Consider the following 24,126-nt stretch of genomic DNA (forward strand, 5'->3'; position numbering starts at 1 on the left):
AACCACTATAATATGCTACAATTACATCTATTACCTGTTGCGGAGTTTGCGATGTAGCGGCATTATCCAAATATACCAGAGGTTTCCCATTTACTTCTCGGTAAAGAATGGGAAAATCTTTGCGAATGGCTTGTATGTCTAATGCTGATTTTATCATGTTGATACAGGTCTTATACCCTTCGACTCCGTTCAGGGATACATTGTCAGTAAAAATTAACTATAGGTCAAACCCTAAACGAACACCCAATTTATTGGCAATCAACTTATTTATTCTGGTTTTTAATTCTGGTATTTTTACACTTTCCAACACATTGTTTGCAAAAGCATACATTAACAATGCTCGTGCCTCTTTCTTTGGAATTCCTCTTGATTGAAGATAAAATAGTGCTTCCTCATCCAATTGCCCAATAGTACAACCATGCGAGCATTTTACATCATCAGCAAAAATCTCTAGCTGTGGTTTTGTATTGATAGTCGCTTTATCGCTCACTAAAATATTATTGTTCTGCTGAAAAGCGTTGGTTTTTTGGGCAATCTTATCTACGATGATTTTACCATTGAAAACTCCAGTTGAGTTTTCCCCATAAATACCTTTATAGTCTTGATGGCTTTCACAATTAGGCTCTATATGATGCACCAAGGTATGGTGATCCACATGCTGCTTATCTCCCAAAATAGTAACTCCCTTCATAGTAGAGTCAATGCGCTCTCCATTTTGGTAAAAGTTAAGATTGTTACGAGTTAATTTTCCGCCAAAAGAAAAAGTATGCACTTTAACATGGCTATGGTTCTTTTGAGAAATATAGGTGTTGTCTATTAAAGAGGCCGAATTTGTATCATTCTGAACTTTATAGTAGTCCACAATAGCATTTTTCGCAGCGAAAATTTCGGTAACTGAATTGGTAAAAACCTCATTAACAGTTAAGCTTTGATGGCGCTCTATCACCTGCAATTCTGAATTTTCTTCTGCGACAATCAAATTACGAGGTTGTAACATTAAAGAAGCTTCTGTGCCCGTAGAAAAATGAACAATTTCTACTGGTTTTTTAGGCATTTTGTTCTTGGGAATATAAATAAACGCCCCTTCTCTACTAAATGCCGTATTTAAGGTTGTTAATGACTCGTCTTTAGATGCTACCTTATTAAAATAAACATCAATCACCTGCTTGTACATAGGTTTTGTGAGTGCAGAACTCATTAAACAAATGTCTACCCCATCATGTGTTGTTTCTGAGAGAAAAGAACTGTAAATACCATCTACAAATACAATTTTGTACGTGTCTATCTCATGAATGAAATATTTTTTTACATCCTTATATTCTAGTGCATTTATTTCTTTTGGAAAAATGCTAAAATCTTTCTTTTGAAGCGAATTAAGTGACGTATACTTCCAAGCTTCCTCCTTTTTGGATGGAAACCCTTTTAACTCAAAATTCTTTATGGCCTCTGATCGGATGTCATGCACTGGGCTTTCTACGTCCACATTGTTTTCAAAAGCCAAGAAAGAGGAAACTAATTTTTCTTTTAAACTCATTTTCTAAGTTTTTAAACCGCTACTTCATTTTTAAGCCAATCGTATCCTTTTTCTTCCAATTCTAAGGCGAGTTCCTTGCCGCCAGATTTTACAATCCTACCATTGTGCAATACATGGACAAAATCTGGAACAATATAATCTAGCAGTCTTTGGTAATGTGTAATCACAAGAACTGCATTGTCTTTACTTTTTAATTTGTTAACTCCGTTTGCCACAATTCTTAAGGCGTCAATGTCCAATCCAGAATCGGTTTCATCTAAGATGGCCAATTTTGGTTCTAACATTGCCATTTGAAAAATTTCGTTCCTTTTTTTCTCTCCTCCAGAAAATCCTTCATTTAATGAGCGAGATAAAAATTTTCTATCTATTTCCAATAATTCCGCCTTTTCACGAATCATTTTTAGCATTTGATTGGCTGGCATATCCTCCAATCCTTTTGCTTTCCGAGATTCATTAATCGCCGTTTTCATAAAATTGGTAACGGAGACTCCTGGAATCTCTACTGGGTATTGAAAGGAAAGAAATATACCTTTATGTGCTCTTTCTTCTGGTGCATCCTCCTCTAAATTTTCACCATTTAATTCAACTGAACCTTTAGTGACTTCAAATTCTTCTTTCCCTGCAATTACTGATGCCAAAGTACTTTTACCTGACCCATTTGGCCCCATGATAGCATGTACCTCTCCTGCCTTAATCTCGAGATTGATTCCTTTTAATATTTCTTTATCCTCTACACTTGCGTGCAGGTTGTTAATTTTCAACATAACGAATGAATTGTATTCTTTTTTATTTTTATCCTACTGAACCTTCTAGACTAATCTCCAAAAGTTTTTGAGCTTCTACTGCAAATTCCATTGGAAGTTTATTCAATACTTCTTTACTAAAACCATTCACAATTAATGCAATCGCTTTTTCAGTATCTATCCCTCTCTGGTTACAGTAAAAAATTTGATCTTCACCTATTTTACTGGTAGTGGCCTCATGCTCTATCTGCGCTGTTTTATTCTTTACCTCTATATAAGGAAAGGTATGTGCACCACATTCATTTCCCATAAGTAGTGAATCACATTGCGAAAAATTTCTTGCATTTTTGGCTCTACTGCCTACCTGTACCAACCCTCTATAACTATTTTGAGACTTACCAGCAGAAATTCCTTTAGAGATAATAGTGCTTTTCGTATTCTTTCCTAAGTGAATCATTTTTGTGCCAGTATCTGCCTGTTGGTAATTGTTAGTAACCGCTATAGAATAGAATTCTCCAATAGAGTTATCTCCTTTTAAGATACAAGACGGATACTTCCAAGTTACTGCTGAACCAGTCTCAACTTGAGTCCAAGAAATTTTAGCATTTTTTTCAGCTATACCTCTTTTAGTTACAAAATTAAAAACACCACCTTTTCCTTCTTTATCCCCAGGATACCAATTTTGAACAGTTGAATATTTTATCTCTGCATCGTCCAGGGCAATAAGCTCTACTACTGCAGCATGTAATTGATTCTCATCTCGAGAAGGTGCCGTACAGCCCTCTAAATAACTTACATAACTACCCTTGTCGGCAATGACCAAAGTTCTTTCAAATTGACCAGTTCCCGCTTGGTTGATTCTAAAATAGGTTGATAATTCCATTGGGCAACGCACTCCTTTTGGAATATAACAAAACGATCCGTCTGAAAATACGGCCGAGTTTAAGGCTGCATAAAAATTATCTTTTTGCGGAACTACAGTCCCTAAATATTTTTTTACCAACTCAGAGTGCTCTTTGATAGCTTCTGATATAGAGCAAAAAATAATCCCTTTTTCTGCCAGTGTTTTCTTAAAAGTTGTTGCTACAGAAACGGAATCCATTACAATATCAACAGCTACACCAGCCAATTTTTTTTGTTCATCCAAAGAAATACCCAGTTTTTTAAAGGTGTCCAACAATTCTGGGTCTACCTCATCTAAACTATTATATTTAGGTTTTTTGTTAGGTGCCGAATAATAAGAAATATCTTGAAAGTTAGGTTTGTTATAAGTAACATTTGCCCACTCAGGCTCTTCCATTTGTTTCCAAGCGCGAAAAGCCTCCAAACGCCACTCCGTCATCCAATCTGGTTCTTCCTTCTTTTTGGAAATAGCAATAACTATCTCCTCACTTAATCCTTTAGGAAAAGTGTCCGACTCAATATCTGTATAGAAACCATACTCATATTCTTTGGTTTCCAGTTCTTTTTTTAATTCTTCTTCTGTATAAGCCATAATTCCCTTTAATCTCTACAATGAGAGAATTTATAGTGAAAAACTTTCTCCACAACCGCAAGTGCGTTGCGCATTGGGATTGTTAAAAACAAAGCCCTTTCCATTTAAACCTCCTGAATATTCCAAGGTGGTGCCAACAAGATATAAGAAGCTCTTTTTATCAACAATAATTCTTACTGAATTGTCTTCAAAAACCTTATCCGCTTCCTCCATTTTATTATCAAACTTCAATTCATAAGACAAGCCACTACAACCCCCGCTTTTTACCCCAACCCGAACGTAATCTTGGTTAGCATCAAAGCCTTCTTCTGCCATCATCATGACAACTTTTTCCTTAGCCGTTTCCGATACTTTAATCATACTAATTGGATTAATTCTAAATAGTTTACAAATATAGTATATAAGTAGGGTTTTACCATATAACCTAACATTATTATAACGAATAAGCGGATAAGGGTTTTCTATGGAGAAATTAACATGAGAAGTTTTAAAATAGCATTACAAGTAAATACGAGCACTATTTACAATTGAGATTGTTAAAATGTATCTCCAAACACTACTGTTCCATCCAATTTTTTTAGAAAAATTTCATCCACTTCTCCACTTCCTTGAAAGGTAAAGTCTAAGCCTTTTAGGTTGTTGGACAAAGAACTAAAATCTAGGTCATAAACAAAATCACCATTAATGTAAAGCTTTCCAAGGCCGTTTTCAAAAATCAATTTAAGAGCCACCCAATCAGAAAAATCCACTCCAAGTTTAGAGGGGTCTCTGTTTTTACCATTTAAGTCAAAAAGCCCTATTTGGGACACACAGCCTTTTATAGATAAAGGAATGCCGATAAATGCGCCATCAAATCGAAGATCTACACTTGTAAACTGACATACGGCAGCACCTTCTTTGTAGGTGTTTCTAATGCGCGTTTCCAAAATAAAGTTTTGGATGTTTATATCACCCATTTCAGTCATGTAATAATAATGAACCCATGGGACTTTAGGCTGCATACTTATATTTTTGTCCTTAAACTGATTTTGGGAAATATACATTCTTCCATCTTTCCTTATAACCTCTTCCTCAGAAAAATAAACTGGCACATCTCCACCATATTCAACTAAGGGCAACCATCCTTTGGATTTTATATAGAGATCATGTTCTTGCATTATAGTATCCCGAACCACAAGTTTAGCCTTAAAATATCCTGGATGATAATATATTGAACTATGGTTTTTATCATTTTTAGACACTTGTTCCCTTAATCTTTCGTCCCATGACTGCTGAATGTATATAGTATCCCTGTCATCAGCAAAAGAAGCGTCATAGTCAAAAATTACAGAGTTGGGAACACCTTCTGTGACCATTTTTCTACTGCTAAATTGATATTCTGATGGATTCAAAGGTTTTAAAGGTTCTTCTGATTTTTTAAATTGGGTCCATCCCAATAAAATCAATAACGTACACAAAACGCCAATTTTTGTTAAACTTCCAAGAGGAGCGATTGATAAAGCCTTGTCTTTCTTACCTGTTTTTAAATTTTTAGAAGTGGTTAAGTTTTGCTCAAAAGCCCTCCAGTTTTCATAGCCAATAAATTGTGATAAAGCATCCATTGTGGTAATCGTTGGACTACTTGTATAGGATATTCTTCCCCAAATTCTCTTAAGTGTTGCCACACTTAGGGTCACCTTGGTCTCTTCATGGATTTTGTCACTAAGGTTTTGATAATCTTTAGTTGTCCATTTTTCACCAGGTCCCCAGCTAAGTTTATCCTCAATTAACTCTAGGCAAGATTTTATATGTGTTTTATCAATGTCCATTTTAGTATATCCATTAAAAGTACTAAAAAGGACAAAAAGGCTAGACAATACATCCTTGTTCAATCTTGTTCAAAAAGAAGCCCTACCAGTTATTTAATTTTAATTACAACCATATCGGACAATCCCTTTCGTTGGGTTTCATTAAAATCTAAACTATGACTTTCCCCAACCAGCATAATTCCTCCATCATTTGTATCCAGTGCATCAAAACCATAATCCAAATTGGTTCCTCCAAAAGATTGCTGCCATAGTAATTCTCCTTCAGAATTTGTTTTTAAAACCCATAAATCGTTCTCTCCTGCATTTGTACTTGCATCCATATCTGAGCTTTTAGAGTTTCCAGAAACTAAAAATCCTCCATCTGTTGTAAGTGTTACATTTTCTGCAGCATCAAATTCTGTTCCGCCATAGGTCTTTTCCCAAACCAAATTTCCAGTATCATCAATTTTAATGAGCCAGACATCAGACTCACCATTGTTCTTTGAAATATCTGTATCATTACTAAAGGTATTGCCTGTAATAACATATCCATTGTCATTGGTTTTGGTCATGCCATACGCAATTTCAATACCTGTGCCTCCAAAAGAATTTTCCCAAACAAAATCACCTGTCTCATTGATTTTTACTACCCAAAAATCGTAGCTGCCTTTGCTGTTGCTAATGTCAAAATCATCACTTTCTGAAAAACCAGCCAAGACAAATCCACCATCATTTGCTTGTACTACAGAATGAGCTCTATCATTGTTTGTGCCACCAAAATACCTACGCCATACAAGATTTCCTTGGGCATCTAATTTTGTTCCCCAAAACTCGCCCACACCATGTCGTGTCCAATAATTTCCTTTTCCAAAATTGCCTTCTCCTCCAGATTGGGTTACATCCAAAAATCCTGCAAAAAAGAATCCGCCATCTATAGTTTGAACAACATCGTACGAATGGTCATGTCCAGAAAAACCAAAACTTTGCTCCCATTCAATTTCACCTGCCGCATCCAATTTTAAGATCCAATTGTCATGGAAACCTTCATTATTACTGCCATCCCCATCATCACTCATGGCATATCCTACAATGGCGTAACCATCATCCTGAGTTTGAACAATACTTTGTCCTCTATCATCTTTGCTCCCTCCATATGTTTTATTCCATTGAAGATTCCCTTCCACATCTAATTTTAAAAGCCAATAATCATTTACGGCCAGGGTTTTGTCGGTTATATCACCATCAATACTATTAGTATAGCCAAAAACGGCAAAACCCCCATCATTGGTAGTAATTATGGCATGCGCAGTTTCATCTCCTGAGCCTCCAAAATTTTTAACCCAATCCAATTCCCCAAGAAAAGTCAATGGCTCCCCCATATCGTTACTTTCCAAATCCTTGGAGCAGGACCATAGGCACAGTAGTGCTACAAAGAATATTTTTTTCATTCTTTAATTTGATTTTTTAATTACAAATAATCCTGAATTTATATCCCCTATCACAATCTTACCGCTTTCAAAAAATGGATAAATGCTCCATACCCCTTCAAAGGCCGCGGTATTATTACTTGGAAATGTGTCAAAAAACCCTGTCTCTGTAATTGTTTCTTGTTCAATTCCAGATATATCCAATATTCTAACTCCTGCCGTATAATTCGCTAAGAAAAATTCATCTCCTTTAACATAACCATTATGATCAATTGCTGATGTTTCACCCAAATAGGTAGTATGCAATATGGGATTGTCCAAATCTGTAAAATCAAAAATCAAAGTACGTGAGTCAAAACCAGAATTAATTTCATCTAACTCATCTCCCAAAATAAAATATGTATGGTCTTCTGTAAACCATCCTTGGTGGGTATATCCAATATTGGGATACTGAATTGTTGAAATTTCAACTGGGTTCTCCTTATCAGTAACATCCACAATAACAACTTGGCTTTCGTTGGATCCAACAAAAATTTCACTTCCAAGATAATCCACATCTGGACCATTATATGTTATCACTTGAGCATCATGAGTGTAACCATTATCTCCAAAGCCTCCCACACCAGTTGGAATTTTAGGGGAATTAATATTAATAAAATGAACCCCTCCATTAAAAGCATCATTCCTATCAGTACCCACTATATATGCAAATCCTGTCTCTTCATTTATGACTATGTTATGGGCGTTTCCAAAACCATTATAATCTACATCTGCACTAAAAACCTCAGGTGGGTTTCCAACATTTCTCAATCTTGTTAAATCAAAAATCTGTAACCCATGGTTAGATGCTTCCGAAACTATATACACGTGGTCTTGATATACTTTAATGTCTCTCCATGAACTGGATACGGTAGCGGTAGGGAGTTTTCCTAAAAAAATAAGGTTCTCGCTATCAGTAATGTCCACAAAGGCAGTTCCATTATCCAATCCCACCAAAGCATATTCTTTGTTTGTTGTTGTATCTGTCCAGCCCCAAATATCATTCCCCGCAGAAGCACCAAATGCTTGTAATGAAATTTGCCCTAATAGATCATACCCATTACATGGATAGATTCCAGCCATGCCATTTTCACAAGGAGTACTTTCAACTATTGGGTCATCTAATGGGTCTCCTGAACTGGGGTTTGAAGAAGCAATCTCTGAACTCTCATTGGAACATGCGCCTGTCAAGAACAGTAAAGCAGCAATTAAAAGAGTTTTTATTTCCGTTTTCATAACAGTTTAAATTTCTTTTTTCATTAAAGATAGAACATAAATTTTTCCTACTTATTTTTGCAATATGTTAGAAGACAAAAATTCTGAAAAAACTTCACTGGAAAAATTAGGAGAGTTCGGACTCATTAAACATCTCACCAAAAGCTTTACTATACAGCATAAATCTACCATAAAAGGGATTGGAGATGATTCCGCTGTGTTAGATTTTAAAGATAAAAAAGCAATAGTTTCCACCGATTTGTTAATAGAAGGCGTCCATTTTGACCTCAGCTATATGCCCCTAAAGCATTTAGGGTATAAGTCTGTGATTGTAAATCTATCTGATATTTATGCAATGAATGCTATTGCAACCCAAGTAACGGTTTCATTGGCAGTTTCCAACAGGTTTCCTCTAGAAGCTTTAGAAGAATTTTACGAAGGAGTAGCACTGGCTTGTAAAATTTACAATGTAGATTTAGTAGGTGGTGATACAACCTCATCAACAAAGGGCATGTTAATTAGTATTACAGCAATTGGGGAGGCAAATGAAATGGATATTGTTTATAGAAGTGGTGCCAAACCCAACGACCTTTTAGTGGCGACTGGAGATCTAGGTGGAGCATATTTGGGTTTACAGGTATTGGAAAGAGAAAAAGAAGTTTTTAAAGTAGACCCTAATAATCAGCCCGATTTATCTATATATTCCTATATAGTTGAAAGACAATTAAAGCCAGAAGCTAGAAAGGATATTGTAGAACTTTTGGAAAAATTAGATGTGCACCCAACTTCTATGATTGACATTAGTGATGGTCTGTCTTCAGAAATTCTTCATTTATGTGAGCAAAGCAATGTTGGTTGTAATTTATATGAGGATAAAATTCCATTAGATCCAACAGTAATTTCTACTTGTGAAGAATTTAAAATGGACAGTACAATGGTGGCTTTAAGTGGTGGTGAAGATTATGAACTGTTATTTACCATTGACCAAAAAGAATTCCCGAAAATAAAGGGCAATCCCAACTTAACTGTTATGGGGCATATGACAGACAAGAACGAAGGTGCTCACTTAATCTCCAGGAATAGCTCTAAAATTCCAATTACCGCTCAGGGATGGAATTCACTTAACAAAGCATAATTTTATGCTACTTGCTTTTGTTTGGAGATTATAGCTTTATGTCTTTTTTTGAAAATATCTTCGAGGGTATCGTTGATTTCCTGTAGCTCTGGAGTTAATTCCGAAAGATTCCCTGTAACATCTGTTGTAACCTCCATGTTACAATGAGCACATTTATATTGTTTAATATGGTGGGTAACCCTTTTAGATACAATATATCTATGCCCAAAAATGTTGCAGAAGAAGGCACTTAATTTATTGCCATTAGTAGTAACTTTATTCATAAGTAGGCGTTTGGTTAGCATAATACGATTGGGGACCGAAAAATGCAATTTATACATTAGGTTGTACTTGTAAATACACTCAAATGAATGCTTTACATATAAACAACGCAGGGGAACTACATTTTATTGAGCGTCCTATATATTTTTTTCTATTTTTTTGTTAAAAAGATGTTTTTTCGATGAACAACACCTAATACTGATTCAATTGCTCTAATGGCAATATATAAAATTGCCCTATCTTTCAAAAGAATTTGACAGAATGAGCAAAAGAAATGACATATTCTTAATATCGTTTGCCTTATTTTCATTATTCTTTGGTGCAGGCAACCTTATTTTGCCACCTTTATTAGGGTTTAAAGCTGGTAACCTTTGGTGGTTAGTAGTTTTGGGATTTTGTGTTTCGGCAGTCTTAATACCTATTTTGGGGATTTTGGCCCATGCTAAATTACAAGGGACCATGTTTAATTTTGCAGAAAAAGTGTCCCCTACTTTTAGTTTGGCCTATTGTCTTTTAGTCTATACTATTTCCATTGCCTTGCCATCACCCAGGACAGCATCGGTTACCCATGAAATTGCTATACAACCATTTTTTGATTCCTCTTCTCTTTTAACCAGCTCCATTTATTTTGCTTTGGTCTTTATTTTTGTCATGAACCGTTCTAAAATCTTGAATATTGTGGGTAAAATATTGACCCCAGCCATTATTTTGATATTGATTTCGCTTATTGGCATAACGCTTTTTTCCTATGATTTTGTTTTTGGAAAAACCACTATAGGAAATCCGTTTACGGCAGGTATTTTGGAGGGCTACCAAACTTTTGATGCCATAGGTGCCGTAGTGGTTGGTGGGGTCATTATTATTTCTATCAACTTAAAAAACAAAGGTGCATCCTATAAAGAGAAAAAAACACTCATTACCCGTGCAGGGTGGTTGGCAGGCTTGGCACTATTTCTAATTTATGGCGGACTCATTTTAACAGGGGCATTGAACAACACAAGTTTTGATGCCGATGTTTCCAGAACAGCGCTTTTATCTGGCATAAGTACCAAAACACTTGGCAATACGGCCAATTTATTTTTAAGTATTTTGGTTGCGCTTGCATGCTTTACCACAGCTGTGGGTATTGTAACAGGCACGTCTGACTTTATAAAATCAAGGTTTAACAATTCACAAAAGGCATACACCATAACTGCTATCATTGGCTGTATTTTGGGTATTGCCATGGGGCAATTTAATGTGGGTTATATTATTGCCGTTGCCGTGCCCGCTTTAACACTAATTTATCCTGTTACCATTGTATTGATTCTTCTAAACGTATTACCAAATAAATATGCCACACCAAGTGTGTTTAAATGGGTGGTTGGCACAACCCTATTGTTTAGTTTGCCAGAGTTTATCCATTATGGTTTGGGGCCTTTGGATATTGGCTTTAATGGTGTAAAGAAATCTTTGTCTTGGATTCCCTTGAGCAAACACCAAATGGGTTGGGTCTTGCCAGCTCTATTGGTTTTCGTTTTGGTGAATGCCTTTAAAAAAAGTATTAGAAATTTTTAATCATAAGCGAAGTAGCCTTTTTAGATTTATAATCTAGTTAAAATAACTAGCTAAATCTATTTCAAACAAGCAGGCAGGTGTATTGTGGTAATGTTCAGGTAACATATCTGTATTTTTTAAATTAAACATTCCTAAAAAGTTAAACCCTGCATTTGTATAATGTTCTATAAGACCAACATTGTTTCCCAACGTATCTAACCTAATATATTGTTTGTTTTGTGATTTGGCATATTCTATTGCCCATGCCACAATCTTTACTACAAAATTGTTTCCCCTAAAATCTGGGTTGGTGGCTATGCGGTGAATATAAATAGCGGCGTCTTTATTTCTTTCCTCCCATATTTGCTCATCACTCAGCGTAATTGCCCAAAGACAGGCAATTTTATTGTTAACGAGCATTTTCCACTGTCTATTTTCCTTTATTTCGGTCACTACAAGTTCTCTTTCAAAATCTGGCCAAACAACAACTGTTTTCTTTGCCTTTTGATAGTTAGATGCAATTTTATAAAGCCTAAAAATTTCATCGATATCGTCTATTGTACAGTTTGTAATTTCCATTTTATACCTATATTAATTGATTCTTAGCCCCTTCCCATCCAATTATTGCAGTTTTACGGGTGTTGCCCCACATATAGCCGCCAAATTCACCACTAGTCAGTATTACTCTGTGACATGGAATTAAAAAAGCTACTGGGTTTTTACCAATGGCTGTGCCTACAGCTCTGGATGCATTTGGATTGTTGATTTGTTGGGCGATACTACCATAGGTTGCCAATTGTCCCATTGGGATTTTTAATAAGGTTTCCCATACTTTTAATTGAAAAATCGTCCCTTTTAAATGGAGTTTAATCTGGTGTAATTTACTCCAATCATTCTGAAAAATGAACAGTGCATTTTGTTGCATCATATCCAATTTTCTATTAAAACCTGCACTTGGAAATTGTTTTTGAAGTAATTCTAATGCCGAATCTTCATCTTTATAAAATGCCATATGACAAATGCCCTTGGGAGTAGAAGCAACAATAATATTACCAAAAGGGCATTCCGCAAAACTATAGTTAATGGTTAAACTTTTTCCGCCATTCTTGTATTCCGCAGGCGTCATCCCTTCTATACCAATAAACAAATCATGGAGACGCCCAGTGCCCGATAATCCTGTTTCATAAGCAGTATCAAACAATGTTTTTTGTTCTTCCCTTAAAAGTTGTTTGGCATATTCAATACTAATGTATTGCATAAATTTCTTTGGACTAACACCCGCCCAATCCTTAAACAACCGTTGAAAGTGAAAAGGGCTTAAGTTAATAGCCTCCGAAATCTCATTTAAAGAAGGTTGGTTTTTAAAATTCGTTTTTATATAATCTATTGCTTTCGCAATTCTATTATAATCAACTTGTTCTTGCTCAGTCATTTCACGTAAATCTTATAATACAAAAGTATATAGTTCGTGAAATCATAAAAACCCGATTGTTGCTAAACTTTAATCTATTTACTCTCTAGTTATATAGCTTCAAAACAACCTTCCCAACTTATAGTGCAGAGTTAAAATTAAGATTGGGCACCTGCGTAAAACGTAGCAATAAAATGTTCTCTTCATAGTGGATTGAGAAAGTAACTTTCCCAATCCACTTAAAATATTAGTAGCCCGTTAAAAATTTAATTTATAATGTTTTATCCAAAAAGTCTATAATCTCCTTTGCACTTATTCGTTTTCTATAATCCCCTCCTTCGGTTTTGGCAAAAGAAATAGTCCCATTTTGTTCTATTATAAATACAGCAGGAATTGGTAACTCTCGTGTATTTTCTGAATAATGTGCATCATAGTCAATTCCCAATTTACCAGCTTCTTCAATAGTACTATCGGAATTTCTGAATACAGTTGTATATTCTTTTGCAACCATATTGTGGTTATCGCTAAGAACGTGGAACTCCAGTTCATTTTTTTCTTTAAAGTTTAATGACTCATCTGGGGTTTGTGATGAAACGGCTACTAATTGGGCATTTGCTTCATGTATTTTTGGAAGTACTTGCTGGTACTGCCTTAAAGCCAAATTGCAATATGGACACCATGTCCCGCGATAAAAGGTTAAGACCACTCTTCCTTGTTTTAATAAATCATAAAGCGAAACAGTTTTATTTACAGCATTTAAGAGCTTAAAATCTATGGCTTTGTCCCCTGTATTTAATTTAAGAATTGATTTGTGCGTTTCATTCAATTCATCAGCGTCATCATCAAATACTTTGAGAGCATCAGCTGGCAGCATTTTTTTTAATGTTGTTCTAAGTTCTTTTACTTCATTTTTGTACGAAGGAATAATTGTTTTTTCCATTTTTAAAATGTTTTAATGATGTTTATAAATTAACACCTCAAAACTCTTTTAAAGAAAGCCTAAATAAAATAAGATAGGACAGGAAATTCTCTTGAACTAGTTCAAGATTTATTTGGTTTTTTGGATCGAATTTTACTTAGAAATTCAGCCGAAACACCTAGATAAGATGCCAAAATATATTGAGGGACACGATTTGCTATTTGTGGATATTTATTGATATAATCAAAATATCGTTCCTCTGCGGTCATGCTAATAGTGCCTATTATTCTATGGCGAGAAAAGGCAAATGCTTTTTCTGTAGACTTTCTAAAATATTCACTTAGTGGATGAATATTTTCGCAGAGGTTTTCTATATCCTCATATTTCATTTGAAAAATAACAGAATCCTCCAGTGCCTCGGCATAATGAGTGGCAGGGGTTTGCATAATGTAACTGTAAAAATCACTTACAAACCAATCTTCTATGCCTATACTTACCGTGTGTTCTTTTCCATTTTGATCAATATAATAAACTCTAAAAGACCCTTTTACGATGTAGTTTCTATACTGACAGACAAATCCAGGTTGAATAATAAACTGTTTTTTCTTTACTCGTGTGGTTTTAATAATAGAAACAAGTTTATCTTCCTCAGATTTATCCAAACTTACATATCGCGAAATGTTGTTTAGAATACTATCGTAATTACTCATTTATTAGGACATCAAAACTCCCTATAAGGGGCATCTAAAAATTCATTGGCCTCTGGCTCTAAAAACCTTGCTGTCTCATTGTCCCAATGCAGTGTTTGGTTAGGAAAACGCCCTGCAATAACCCCCAAAAGAATGGTTTCAGTTAGTCTAGCTGCATAAGAAAAGGGAGCTGTGCATTCATCTTTTCCTAAACAAGCATCCACAAACTGATGGTAATGCTTTGGACCTTCCGAGGCATAGTTACGAATGGGTTTGCCCATATTATGTTCTTTGGATACTTTGGCAATTTCCTTTGAAATATCAACATATTCTCCATCTACGATCATTTTGGGCAATTGCATAAAGTGTGGCAACAAGAGACGTCCTTTTTCACCAATGAACATCGCTCCTTGTTCGGGCAATTCGCCCTCTCCCACCTCTTTGGTATCCAAGGACATTTTATCTTTTACGCTCTGTTCTTCTCCTTGTTTCTTCCCCATGGCCCTTGAGCCGGGCAGCACAAGGTCTTCATGGGCGGTGGGCATACCGGGCCCATCGTACCAAACCCATTTTAATGTTTCGGTCGTATGTTTTGTTCCCGGAAACTCATAGGTAACCATATTATGCTCTGGAAAACCAAACCCAGTTGGCTTTCTGCAATTGTTCGTAATGGTTTTTGGCACATCCAGTTCCAACGCATTGTATGGGGTATCAAAAATATGGACTCCCATATCGCCCAATGTGCCACAACCATAATCCATCACTTTTCTCCAATTACCAGGATGGTACAAACCTTTTTTATACGGTCTTTCGGCCGAGGTGCCCAACCAAAGGTTCCAATCTAGATTTTCTGGTATGGCATCACTTCCTTCAGGTGCCGGGCCATCATAACCCCAGTTTTTTGGTGACCACGCCCTTACACAAGATACTTTACCAATAATTCCCGATTGTATCAACAGCGTTGCCAATTTATAATCATAAAAAGAATGTACCTGAATGCCCATCTGTGTTACCAGATTTTTTTCTGCCGCCATTTTCCGCATCGCTCTAGCTTCGGTCACGTGGTGAGTCAATGGCTTTTGGCAATACACCGCCTTTCCTTTTTCCATAGCCATCATAGAAGCTGGTGCATGGGTATGGTCTGGAGTGGAAACAATAACGGCATCAATATCCTTTGCCATTTCGCCGAGCATTACTCTATAATCTGAATATAATTTAGCATTTGGGTGCAAAGCTTTTGCAGCTACTAAAGCATTAGAGTCCACATCACACAACGCTACAACATCTACCTTGGAATGTGAAGAAATATCCCTTAAGTCTTCCCCGCCCATATTAGAAACACCAATATGTGCTGTCCTTAATCTTTTATCCTTTGTCATTGACCACAAAGATGCTGGTAAAAATGCTGCCGAAGCCAACACAGCTGAGTTTTTAAGAAATTCTCTTTTTTCCATTTTTTAAAATTTAGTTTCCATTCTCCACATATGTCCTTCATTGGCATACGCATGTGAAGTTAATTGATTTAAGGTTAATATTCAAATTGAAAAACCAAGGGGCTTCTTAAATCCCCAATGTGGGTAAATGCTTTACTTTATGGTACATTAAAGCTGCTTTTATACAATATTTTAGCTCTTCTGTTGGAATTTCATCTTCTAAATGAAAAACAATGGCTCTTTTCCCCTCAAACCCAAAAGTATTTTTGAACATTAGCCTAAAAGTCTCCACCAACCTGCTGGTACATTTAAAGTATAGGGCATATTGATTTGGGGTTTTTGGTTTCCAGTCTATTCTAAGGGTACTTCCAAATTTTGTCAAATAACTGGGTTCTCCCCATTTTAGTGTTTCCTCCAGCTTTGTTATTTCATCTATTTCTTCAGCGGACTCAATGACCAGTTTACGAAGATTCAACATTTTGTCCCGAACAAAATCTGGATATCGGTCAAAAACCTGTTTTACTTTGGGGTTGGATTCTATTTGCAGGTTTTTCATCTGATTTTTTTAATCCCATTCAGCTATTCATCAATTCTTCAATCTCCTCAACTTCTATAGGAATATTGTGCATTAAGTTAAAAGGAGTTCCTTTTTCTTGAATTACCACATCATCCTCTATACGGATACCCATCTTTTCCTCAGGAATATAGATTCCTGGCTCCACGGTAAAAACCATATTGGTTTTCATAGGTGTTTTTAGCACTCCATAATCATGTGTGTCCAAGCCAATATGGTGACTTGTTCCGTGCATAAAGTATTTTTTGTATGCTGGCCAATCTTTGTTTTCGTTTTGTACATCAGCTTTGTCCAACAATCCCAATGCTAACAGTTCTGAAGTCATTATTTTACCAACTTCTTTATGGTATTCTGCCCAAATGGTTCCAGGAACCAACATGTTTGTAGCCTCATTTTTAACCCTAAGTACAGCATTGTAAACGTCTTTCTGGCGTTGATTAAATTTTCCGTTTACCGGAATCGTGCGGGTCATATCGCTAGAATAATTGGCATATTCTGCGGCAACATCCATCAATAGTAAATCCCCATCCTTACATTGGTTATTGTTCTGAATATAATGTAATACATTAGCGTTGTTCCCTGATGCTATAATTGGCGTATAAGCGAACCCTTTGGAGCGATTCCGAACAAACTCATGTAGGTATTCTGCCTCAATTTCATATTCCCATACCCCAGGTTTCACAAATTCCAGAATACGTCTAAACCCCTTGTTGGTAATATCACATGCTTTTTGCATCAATTCTAGCTCCTCTGGTTCTTTTACACCTCTGATTTTTTGCAGAATCGGGTTGCTTTTTGCCCATTTATGGGCCGGAAATTTTTTCTTGCAATCTAGTATGAATCGGTCTTCGCGAGTCTGCGTAGTAACTGATTGGCGATAATGTTCGTTCGTATTAAAGTAGATTGTATCGGCCTCGGTCATCAAATCAAAAAACACTTTGTCAAAATCTGACAACCAACAGATGGTTTTTATTCCAGATACTTCTGTAGCTTTTTCTTTGGTCAATTTTTCACCTTCCCAAATGGCAATATGTTCATTGGTTTCTCTTACAAACAGAATTTCTTTTTTCTCTTTGTCCAATGCATCTGGAAAAAGTAACAATATAGATTCTTCTTGGTCGGCACCACTTAAGTAGAAAATATCGCGATGTTGTTGAAAAGGCAGGGTGCTATCCGCACTTATGGGATAGATATCATTTGAATTAAATACAGCAATGCTTTTTGAGTCCATATGACTCATAAACTTCTTCCGGTTTTTAACAAAAAGTTGATTGCTTATCCGCTGATATTTCATAAAAGGTCTTGGGTTTTACCAAAAATAGCAAATCCCAGAGCATGGGGCATAAAAAAGCTATCTAAAATTACTCTTATATACCCACTCGATGGAGAAACAGATAAAAAGAATTCCCTAGATAGCTTAATTATTTTTTAATATTTTTTCTTATTTGGACATGGCATTTTTAATGACCCCAATAATAGCCATTATAACTCCACCGCCAACACCACCGCCAGCAACACTGCCCAAGATGCTTGATATGTCCATGCCATCACCACCAGCTGCAGCTCCAGCTCCAATGCCTAACATTCCTAAGAGTGTTCCTCCTAGTCCGCCACCTAAAATTCCTGAAATTGAATTTCCAAGAGTGCCAAGAGATAAGTTCTTTAATAATTTTCCTGCTACGTTACCACCAACGGCTCCGGAAATAAGTTGAATAATTAACGGTAAATACTCTTCCATGTTTTTATAGTTATTTTAGTTATATGTCAATAAATTAACAAAAATTTAATTTAATATACAATATTAATTATCATAAAATAACATTTTATCATTTTTGGATTCGTCTGTATATCAAATTTTTATGTTTTGCTTGGGACAAACAAATTCATAACTTCACAATGGCTAATTCTAATGAAAACATGATGAAAAATTTACTCTTTATTTCCTTCGTATTCTTTACCTTTTTTGTGCAAGCTCAACAACAAAAGAAGGAAATGGAAACATCTTCTTTGGTTAAAAATATTCCATTTACAAACATTGGTCCAACAGTAATGAGTGGTCGTGTGGTTGATGTAGATGTGAACCCTAACAACCCAACAGAATTCTATGTAGGTTATGCATCAGGCGGGTTATGGTATTCCAACAACAATGGCACTTCTTTTACCCCTATTTTGGATAGTTCTGAAACGCAAAATGTTGGCGACATTGCAGTTGATTGGGCATCGGGGACTATATGGGTGGGAACAGGTGAAAACAATTCTTCCCGTTCGTCCTATGCCGGTATTGGTGTTTTAAAGTCTACGGACAAGGGTAAAACATGGCAAAATATGGGTCTAGAAGACTCACATCATATTGGGCGCATTCTAATTAATCCCACCAACCCAAATGAAGTTGTAGTAGGCGTTATTGGTCATTTATATACCCCAAATGAAGAAAGGGGAATCTACAAAACAACAGACGGCGGAACTACATGGAGCAAAACGTTGTTTGTAAGTAATGAATCAGGTATTATAGATGTTGCTTGTTCACCTACAAATTTTAATATTCAATATGCCGCTTCATGGCAAAAGGATAGAAAAGCCTGGCATTTTGAAGGTGCGGGAACAGGTTCTGGCATATATAAGAGTATAGATGGCGGTGATACATGGACTAAAATATCCACCCCAGAAAGTGGTTTTCCCACAGGAATTGGAGTAGGTAGAATAGGTTTGGCTGTTTTTGATGATGATACGGTATACGCAGTTCATGACAGTCAGTTTAGAAGGGAAAAGAAAGTCAATGATAAAAAGCCCGAAGGCCTACAAAAAGATGATTTTAAATCTATGAGTGTTAATGCTCTTTTAAAATTAGATGATAAAAAATTGAATGCTTTTTTAAAAACCAATGGTTTTCAAGAAAAATACAAAGCAGATAATGTAAAAAACATGGTCCGTGATGGTGCTGTAAAACCTGTTGATCTTGCCAATTATTTGGAAAATGCTAATTCTCAATTGTTTGACACCCCTGTGATTGGTGCAGAAGTGTACCGAAGCGACAATGCTGGTTCTTCTTGGAAAAAAATGAATGAAGAATATATAGATGGCCTCTTCTATAGCTATGGGTATTATTTTGCCCAAATTGCTGTAGACCCCTCTAACAAGGACAATATTTATTTGGCCGGAGTGCCATTGATCAACTCCAAAGATGGGGGTAAAACATATAAATCCATTGATGGTGAAAATGTACACGCTGACCATCATTCTATTTGGATAAACCCAAAAATGCCCGGTCACATAATCAATGGTAATGATGGAGGATTAAACATTACCTATGATGATGGTGCCAGTTGGATTAAGAACAACTCTCCATCCGTAGGACAGTTTTATGCCATTAATGTTGACCATGAAAAACCTTATAATGTCTATGGTGGTCTCCAGGACAATGGTGTCTGGAAAGGAGCTCACAATGGTACTATAAATAACCGATGGCATCAAACAGGGCAAAATCCTTGGAAATCTATAATGGGTGGTGACGGCATGCAGGTGCAGATAGACAATAGAAATTCTAATATTGTCTATACAGGGTTTCAATTTGGGAATTATTATAGGTTAGACTTAGAAAAGGGCAAAAACACTCGTATCCAGCCAAAACATGAATTGGGTGAAACTCCCTATCGCTTTAACTGGCAAACACCCATATTACTTTCTGAACACAATCAAGATATTTTATATTTAGGGGGCAACAAACTTCACCGTTCCTTAAATAAAGGGGATGATTGGGAAGCCATTTCAGATGACCTTACCCAAGGGGGAAAAGAAGGAAATGTAGCTTATGGAACCTTAACTATCATATCGGAATCCAAGTTTAAATTCGGATTAATCTATACAGGAAGTGATGATGGCATGGTTTACCTAACAAAGAATGGTGGAGGAACATGGGCGTTAATTTCCAGTTCCTTACCAAAAAACTTGTGGGTGAGTAGAGTTATGGCCTCAAAACACAAAAAAGAACGGGTATATGTGGCCTTAAATGGATACCGCAACGATGATTTTACACCATATGTGTATAAAAGTGATGACTACGGAAAAACATGGAAAAGTATTGCAAACAATATTCCGGCTTCTCCCGTTAATGTTATTTTGGAAGACCCAGAAAATGAAAATCTATTGTTTGTGGGAACAGACAATGGCCTTTATATTTCGTTTGACCAGGGAGCAACATGGGAGGTCTTCCAAAACGGAATTCCAAATGTTGCTGTACACGATTTGGTTATACAACCAGAAGCCAAACATTTATTGGTTGGCACACACGGACGCAGTATTTACAAAACGGATTTATCATTCTTGCAACAAACAACAAAAGAAATCATGGACAAAGATTTAACCATTTTTGATGTTGAGAACATAAAACACTCTAGTAGATGGGGCAATTCTTATAGCCCTTGGGGCAAACCAAATACTCCAGGGGTAGATGTAAATTTTTACACAAGCAAGCCAGGCACATATACTGCCAGCATTAAAACTATGAATGGAACCGAGGTAAGTTCCACAACCATTGACGCAAACAAAGGTTTTAATATTCTTTCTTATGATGTAGCATTTTCCAAAATAGGTAAGAGCAATTATCTTAAAAAGAACAAAAAGAAATTAATTGAAGCCAAAAACGGTAAAACCTATTTACCAAAAGGAAAGTATATCATAGAAATTTCTGGAAATGGTGCAAGTGAAAAAACGGAGTTTGAGATTGAATGACACAAATGTCATGTAGAGCATAATCGAGATATCTTTATGTAAAATTTCTAAATCGAAACCTTGTTTCTCATTTCGAAATAACAAAACCTAAAAGCATGATTAAATTCTTTCGTAAAATCCGGCAAAATCTTCTTAAGGAAGGCAAAACAACCGAGTATTTTAAATATGCCATTGGTGAAATTATCCTTGTGGTTATTGGAATTTTAATTGCCCTACAAATTAACAATTGGAATGAGAAAAAAAATCAGAGGTCAGAAGAAATAAATTATTACAAGAATATAAAAAGACAATTAAACGAGGATAAAAATGCAATTATTGCGAATATTGACTACAACAATCATTTTCTTAAGCAATTTAAGTATGCCATGAAGGTTATAGAAAAAAATGATAGATTATTAATAGATACTCTAGCCACGATTAGTGTCAATTTATTAGAATTTTCAGATTTTCATCGACAAGGTAATATTTATGAAGCAATGGTTAACAGTGGGGAAATTAAATTGTTGAAGAATCAACAGATTATTGAAAAATTACAACAATTAGAAGAAAAGTATATTTTCATTAATAAGTTAGAGGACACACATTCCCAAGCTGTAATTAAGTTTGTTGTGCCCAAAATTGTAAGTTCATTAAAGGTATATAAAATGAAAGTTGAAAACATTGAAAATATATACTCATTTGAGTTTCAAAACCTATTTGTGCTATTGGCAGACTTAATGAAGGAAAAAAATGAAGCTTATGAAAATGCTATGAGTCGAATAAATAATATAAATAATTTGATTGAGAATGAAATAGGAATTGAAAAATAAATCATGATTAAAAAAAATTCTAAAAACTATTTACCAACAACTTAACATTCCCCATAAATGAACTTTAAATAAAAGTGTGCGAAAAATATTATTAACAGGTGGTACAGGTTTAATAGGTTCTCATTTAATAAAGAAATTGATAGAGAAAGGCTATGCTGTGTCGGTGCTTAGTAGAACAAAATCCACTAAAAGTAATGTTGGTTTTTACCAATGGAATGTGAAAAAAGGAGAGATTGATGTTGATGCCATAAAATCCTGTGACTATATTATTCATTTAGCTGGAGCCAACATTGGAAGTCATAAATGGACATCCAAAAGAAAAGAGGTAATACAAAAGAGCAGAACACAATCTACTGACTTACTTTTTAAAACCGTTAGAGAACACAACCCTAACCTAAAAGCTTTTATTTCTGCCTCAGCTGTTGGTTATTACGGTGCCATAACATCTGATCATATTTTTTCTGAAACGGATGATGCACACAATGACTTTTTGGGTGCAACAACAAAAAAATGGGAACAATCCGTTGACCAGTTTAATGAATTGAATATTAGAACCGTTAAATTAAGAACTGGTGTGGTTTTAACCAGAAACAATGGGGCCTTATCTAAAATGGTAAAACCCATTAAATTATATATTGGTGCTGCTTTGGGCAATGGCAAACAATATATGCCATGGATTCATATTGATGATTTGTGTTCGGCATACATTTACGCCATAGAGAACAAAGAACTGTATGGAAACTATAATATGGTTGCTCCTGAACATGTAACCAATAAAGAATTCACAAAACTGATTGCCCATCAATTAAAAAAACCCTTGTGGCTTCCCAACATTTCTCCCTTTATATTGCGATTGCTTTTTGGAGAAATGGCAGATATATTCTTATATGGGAGCAGAGTATCTCCAAATAAACTTTTGGATACCCGCTTCGCATTTAATTATCCTAAATTAGAAGCTGCTTTAAAAAACTTGTTATGAGAATATGGTCGCTACATCCAAAATATATGGATGCCAAAGGCTTGGTTGCCCTATGGCGAGAAACATTGCTGGCACAACATGTTTTGGAAGGAAAAACGAAAGGGTATAAAAACCATCCCCAGCTAGACCGATTTAAGGCGAGTGAAAAGCCCTTGGAGAACATTAATTTTTATTTATCAGAAGTATATAACGAAGCTGTTTGTAGAGGTTACAACTTTAATAGAGATAAAATAGATTGGAATTTTAACCTGAATCCGATGACCGTTACAACTGGACAAATGGAATACGAAAAAAAACATTTGCTGGGCAAATTAAAAGTAAGGGACATTGATAGATACCAAAATTTCAAAACATTACTGGTTTTTGAACCTCATCCTTTGTTCACTATAATTAATGGAGATATAGAATCTTGGGAAATTATTACCTAATCGCCAAAGGTCTCCCAGGTGAACCCGTAGCTCCTTTAAACCTAATGGGCGTAAAAACGAACATAAATTGGTAAACTTTATCCGCTGCCAAGGTTTCAAAATTCATCCACTCCAGATTAAAGATTCCATTTTTCATGGTCAGTTCGCGGTGCGCATGAAAAATCTCGCCGTCTAAAATAGCATCAGAACCCACCATAGAGGGTTTTTTGGTAATGAGCCATTGTACCACTTCCATACTTATTCTTGGTCGGCGAGCACCATTCATAACAAAATCCGTATGCCAATTGCGCCACCAGCCAAAATTGAACAAAATAGCATCGCCTGGAGTAATCATTTCTTCTGTTATTCCTTGTTTGGATAATGCATCTTTTACTTCTTTTAGGCTTACTTCATATCCATCTACAAGGGTTTCTTTTTCCAAGGAAGCAGCAATATCTATCAACAATCCAGTGGTAATAATGGGCTTAACATGTTCAATTCCTAACTTTTGCAAGCCATATGCGTTTTTCATATCAGCAGCTGAATATCCATTATAAAAAACTTCGGTTGTGGTCCCATCTGCCATATTTACTTGAGAACCAGGGTGGCCTAAACCATCAAACTGAGTTCCCACTTGGCCTATTTGAGCAATTAAAATTTCATCATTAAAAACGGTTCTATTTTCACCAACGGGTCCGTGGGTAGGGAAAGAGGGAATAAATAAATCATAGGTTCTGTTGTCCGGAACAAACATTTCATTCTCATAGATATTTCCCAATTCATATGTTTTCCCTGTTTCTATCCATTTACTGGCTTCCACAATTTTTTCAGGAGTGATCCAGTTAGATGCTCCTGCTTGGTCGCCAGCTCCCCATATAGAATGAGGCCACCAAGGGCCTTTCTCTTTGGTTTGTGCCGTTAAACAAAGGGTGAAAATTAAGATTGGTACTACTAATATTTTTTTCATGTTGGTTGGTTGTTATTATGCTTAAATATACTCTAAAT

Annotated in this window: 24 protein-coding genes; 6 read left to right on the forward strand and 18 right to left on the reverse strand. The window is 35.8% G+C overall.

Annotation, left to right across the window (positions count from 1 at the left end):
- The 8 genes from AC000W_RS00005 to AC000W_RS00040 form a co-directional block, all read right to left on the reverse strand.
- Positions 1–157 (reverse strand): aminotransferase class V-fold PLP-dependent enzyme (locus AC000W_RS00005; protein ID WP_474745795.1); only part of this gene is annotated, 157 nt, incomplete at its 3' end.
- A 60-nt stretch (positions 158–217) separates the two neighbouring features.
- Entirely contained in the window at positions 218–1,534 is a 1,317-nt protein-coding gene (gene sufD / locus AC000W_RS00010) for a Fe-S cluster assembly protein SufD (RefSeq protein WP_474744980.1), read from the reverse strand.
- 11 nt (positions 1,535–1,545) lie between these two features.
- Positions 1,546–2,298 carry a Fe-S cluster assembly ATPase SufC gene (gene sufC, locus AC000W_RS00015; protein ID WP_474744982.1) on the reverse strand — a complete coding sequence of 251 codons (753 nt, stop codon included), beginning with the start codon at positions 2,296–2,298 and terminating at the stop codon, positions 1,546–1,548.
- A 28-nt stretch (positions 2,299–2,326) separates the two neighbouring features.
- Entirely contained in the window at positions 2,327–3,772 is a 1,446-nt protein-coding gene (gene sufB / locus AC000W_RS00020; RefSeq protein ID WP_474744984.1) for a Fe-S cluster assembly protein SufB, read from the reverse strand.
- A 30-nt stretch (positions 3,773–3,802) separates the two neighbouring features.
- A complete protein-coding gene (locus tag AC000W_RS00025; protein ID WP_474744986.1) occupies positions 3,803–4,132 on the reverse strand; it encodes a HesB/IscA family protein in 330 nt (109 codons plus the stop codon).
- A gap of 176 nt (positions 4,133–4,308) precedes the next feature.
- Positions 4,309–5,643: a hypothetical protein gene (locus tag AC000W_RS00030; protein ID WP_474744988.1), complete on the reverse strand. Its 1,335-nt coding sequence runs from the start codon at positions 5,641–5,643 to the stop codon at positions 4,309–4,311.
- A 26-nt stretch (positions 5,644–5,669) separates the two neighbouring features.
- Positions 5,670–7,007 carry a hypothetical protein gene (locus AC000W_RS00035; protein ID WP_474744990.1) on the reverse strand — a complete coding sequence of 446 codons (1,338 nt, stop codon included), beginning with the start codon at positions 7,005–7,007 and terminating at the stop codon, positions 5,670–5,672.
- Positions 7,008–7,010: 3 nt separating this feature from the next.
- Positions 7,011–8,261: a choice-of-anchor B family protein gene (locus tag AC000W_RS00040; RefSeq protein WP_474744992.1), complete on the reverse strand. Its 1,251-nt coding sequence runs from the start codon at positions 8,259–8,261 to the stop codon at positions 7,011–7,013.
- 64 nt (positions 8,262–8,325) lie between these two features.
- Here AC000W_RS00040 and thiL point away from each other — a divergent pair, with 64 nt between their 5' ends.
- On the forward strand, positions 8,326–9,375 hold the full coding sequence (thiL, locus tag AC000W_RS00045) for a thiamine-phosphate kinase (RefSeq protein WP_474744994.1): 1,050 nt from the start codon (positions 8,326–8,328) through the stop codon (positions 9,373–9,375).
- A 2-nt stretch (positions 9,376–9,377) separates the two neighbouring features.
- Here the strand turns inward: thiL and AC000W_RS00050 are convergent, their stop codons facing one another.
- The gene (locus AC000W_RS00050; RefSeq protein WP_474744996.1) at positions 9,378–9,638 is read right to left on the reverse strand and encodes a hypothetical protein; all 261 of its coding nucleotides are present in this window, start codon (positions 9,636–9,638) and stop codon (positions 9,378–9,380) included.
- Between the two features lie 259 nt (positions 9,639–9,897).
- Between AC000W_RS00050 and brnQ the strand changes: the two genes are divergently transcribed.
- Positions 9,898–11,193: a branched-chain amino acid transport system II carrier protein gene (gene brnQ / locus AC000W_RS00055; protein ID WP_474744998.1), complete on the forward strand. Its 1,296-nt coding sequence runs from the start codon at positions 9,898–9,900 to the stop codon at positions 11,191–11,193.
- A gap of 33 nt (positions 11,194–11,226) precedes the next feature.
- Here the strand turns inward: brnQ and AC000W_RS00060 are convergent, their stop codons facing one another.
- From AC000W_RS00060 to AC000W_RS00095, 8 genes are all read right to left on the reverse strand, one after another.
- Positions 11,227–11,751 carry a GNAT family N-acetyltransferase gene (locus AC000W_RS00060; RefSeq protein ID WP_474745000.1) on the reverse strand — a complete coding sequence of 175 codons (525 nt, stop codon included), beginning with the start codon at positions 11,749–11,751 and terminating at the stop codon, positions 11,227–11,229.
- 7 nt (positions 11,752–11,758) lie between these two features.
- Positions 11,759–12,604, reverse strand: coding sequence for a bifunctional helix-turn-helix domain-containing protein/methylated-DNA--[protein]-cysteine S-methyltransferase (locus tag AC000W_RS00065; protein ID WP_474745002.1), 846 nt, complete (start codon positions 12,602–12,604; stop codon positions 11,759–11,761).
- Positions 12,605–12,854: 250 nt separating this feature from the next.
- Entirely contained in the window at positions 12,855–13,523 is a 669-nt protein-coding gene (locus tag AC000W_RS00070; protein ID WP_474745004.1) for a peroxiredoxin-like family protein, read from the reverse strand.
- A gap of 101 nt (positions 13,524–13,624) precedes the next feature.
- Positions 13,625–14,212, reverse strand: a complete 588-nt coding sequence (locus AC000W_RS00075; protein ID WP_474745006.1) for a Crp/Fnr family transcriptional regulator — start codon at positions 14,210–14,212, stop codon at positions 13,625–13,627.
- 11 nt (positions 14,213–14,223) lie between these two features.
- Positions 14,224–15,645, reverse strand: coding sequence for a Gfo/Idh/MocA family protein (locus tag AC000W_RS00080; RefSeq protein ID WP_474745008.1), 1,422 nt, complete (start codon positions 15,643–15,645; stop codon positions 14,224–14,226).
- Between the two features lie 106 nt (positions 15,646–15,751).
- On the reverse strand, positions 15,752–16,180 hold the full coding sequence (locus AC000W_RS00085) for a DUF1801 domain-containing protein (RefSeq protein ID WP_474745010.1): 429 nt from the start codon (positions 16,178–16,180) through the stop codon (positions 15,752–15,754).
- 19 nt (positions 16,181–16,199) lie between these two features.
- Positions 16,200–17,492 carry an aminopeptidase P family protein gene (locus AC000W_RS00090; RefSeq protein WP_474745012.1) on the reverse strand — a complete coding sequence of 431 codons (1,293 nt, stop codon included), beginning with the start codon at positions 17,490–17,492 and terminating at the stop codon, positions 16,200–16,202.
- 147 nt (positions 17,493–17,639) lie between these two features.
- Positions 17,640–17,936: a hypothetical protein gene (locus AC000W_RS00095; protein WP_474745014.1), complete on the reverse strand. Its 297-nt coding sequence runs from the start codon at positions 17,934–17,936 to the stop codon at positions 17,640–17,642.
- 182 nt (positions 17,937–18,118) lie between these two features.
- Here AC000W_RS00095 and AC000W_RS00100 point away from each other — a divergent pair, with 182 nt between their 5' ends.
- From AC000W_RS00100 to AC000W_RS00115, 4 genes are all read left to right on the forward strand, one after another.
- Entirely contained in the window at positions 18,119–20,926 is a 2,808-nt protein-coding gene (locus AC000W_RS00100; protein ID WP_474745016.1) for a glycosyl hydrolase, read from the forward strand.
- A 95-nt stretch (positions 20,927–21,021) separates the two neighbouring features.
- Positions 21,022–21,735 (forward strand): DUF6090 family protein, encoded by a 714-nt coding sequence (locus AC000W_RS00105; RefSeq protein ID WP_474745018.1) that lies wholly within the window; start codon positions 21,022–21,024, stop codon positions 21,733–21,735.
- Between the two features lie 76 nt (positions 21,736–21,811).
- Complete coding sequence (locus AC000W_RS00110) at positions 21,812–22,714, forward strand: TIGR01777 family oxidoreductase (RefSeq protein ID WP_474745020.1); 903 nt, start codon at positions 21,812–21,814, stop codon at positions 22,712–22,714.
- Positions 22,711–23,142 carry a pyrimidine dimer DNA glycosylase/endonuclease V gene (locus AC000W_RS00115; RefSeq protein ID WP_474745022.1) on the forward strand — a complete coding sequence of 144 codons (432 nt, stop codon included), beginning with the start codon at positions 22,711–22,713 and terminating at the stop codon, positions 23,140–23,142. Before AC000W_RS00110 ends, AC000W_RS00115 begins: the two co-directional genes overlap by 4 nt.
- Here the strand turns inward: AC000W_RS00115 and AC000W_RS00120 are convergent.
- Entirely contained in the window at positions 23,135–24,088 is a 954-nt protein-coding gene (locus tag AC000W_RS00120; protein WP_474745024.1) for a cyclase family protein, read from the reverse strand. The two genes, AC000W_RS00115 and AC000W_RS00120, sit on opposite strands and share 8 nt — an antisense overlap.
- Positions 24,089–24,126: the final 38 nt, after the last annotated feature.

Source organism: Saonia sp. (assembly GCF_056326165.1).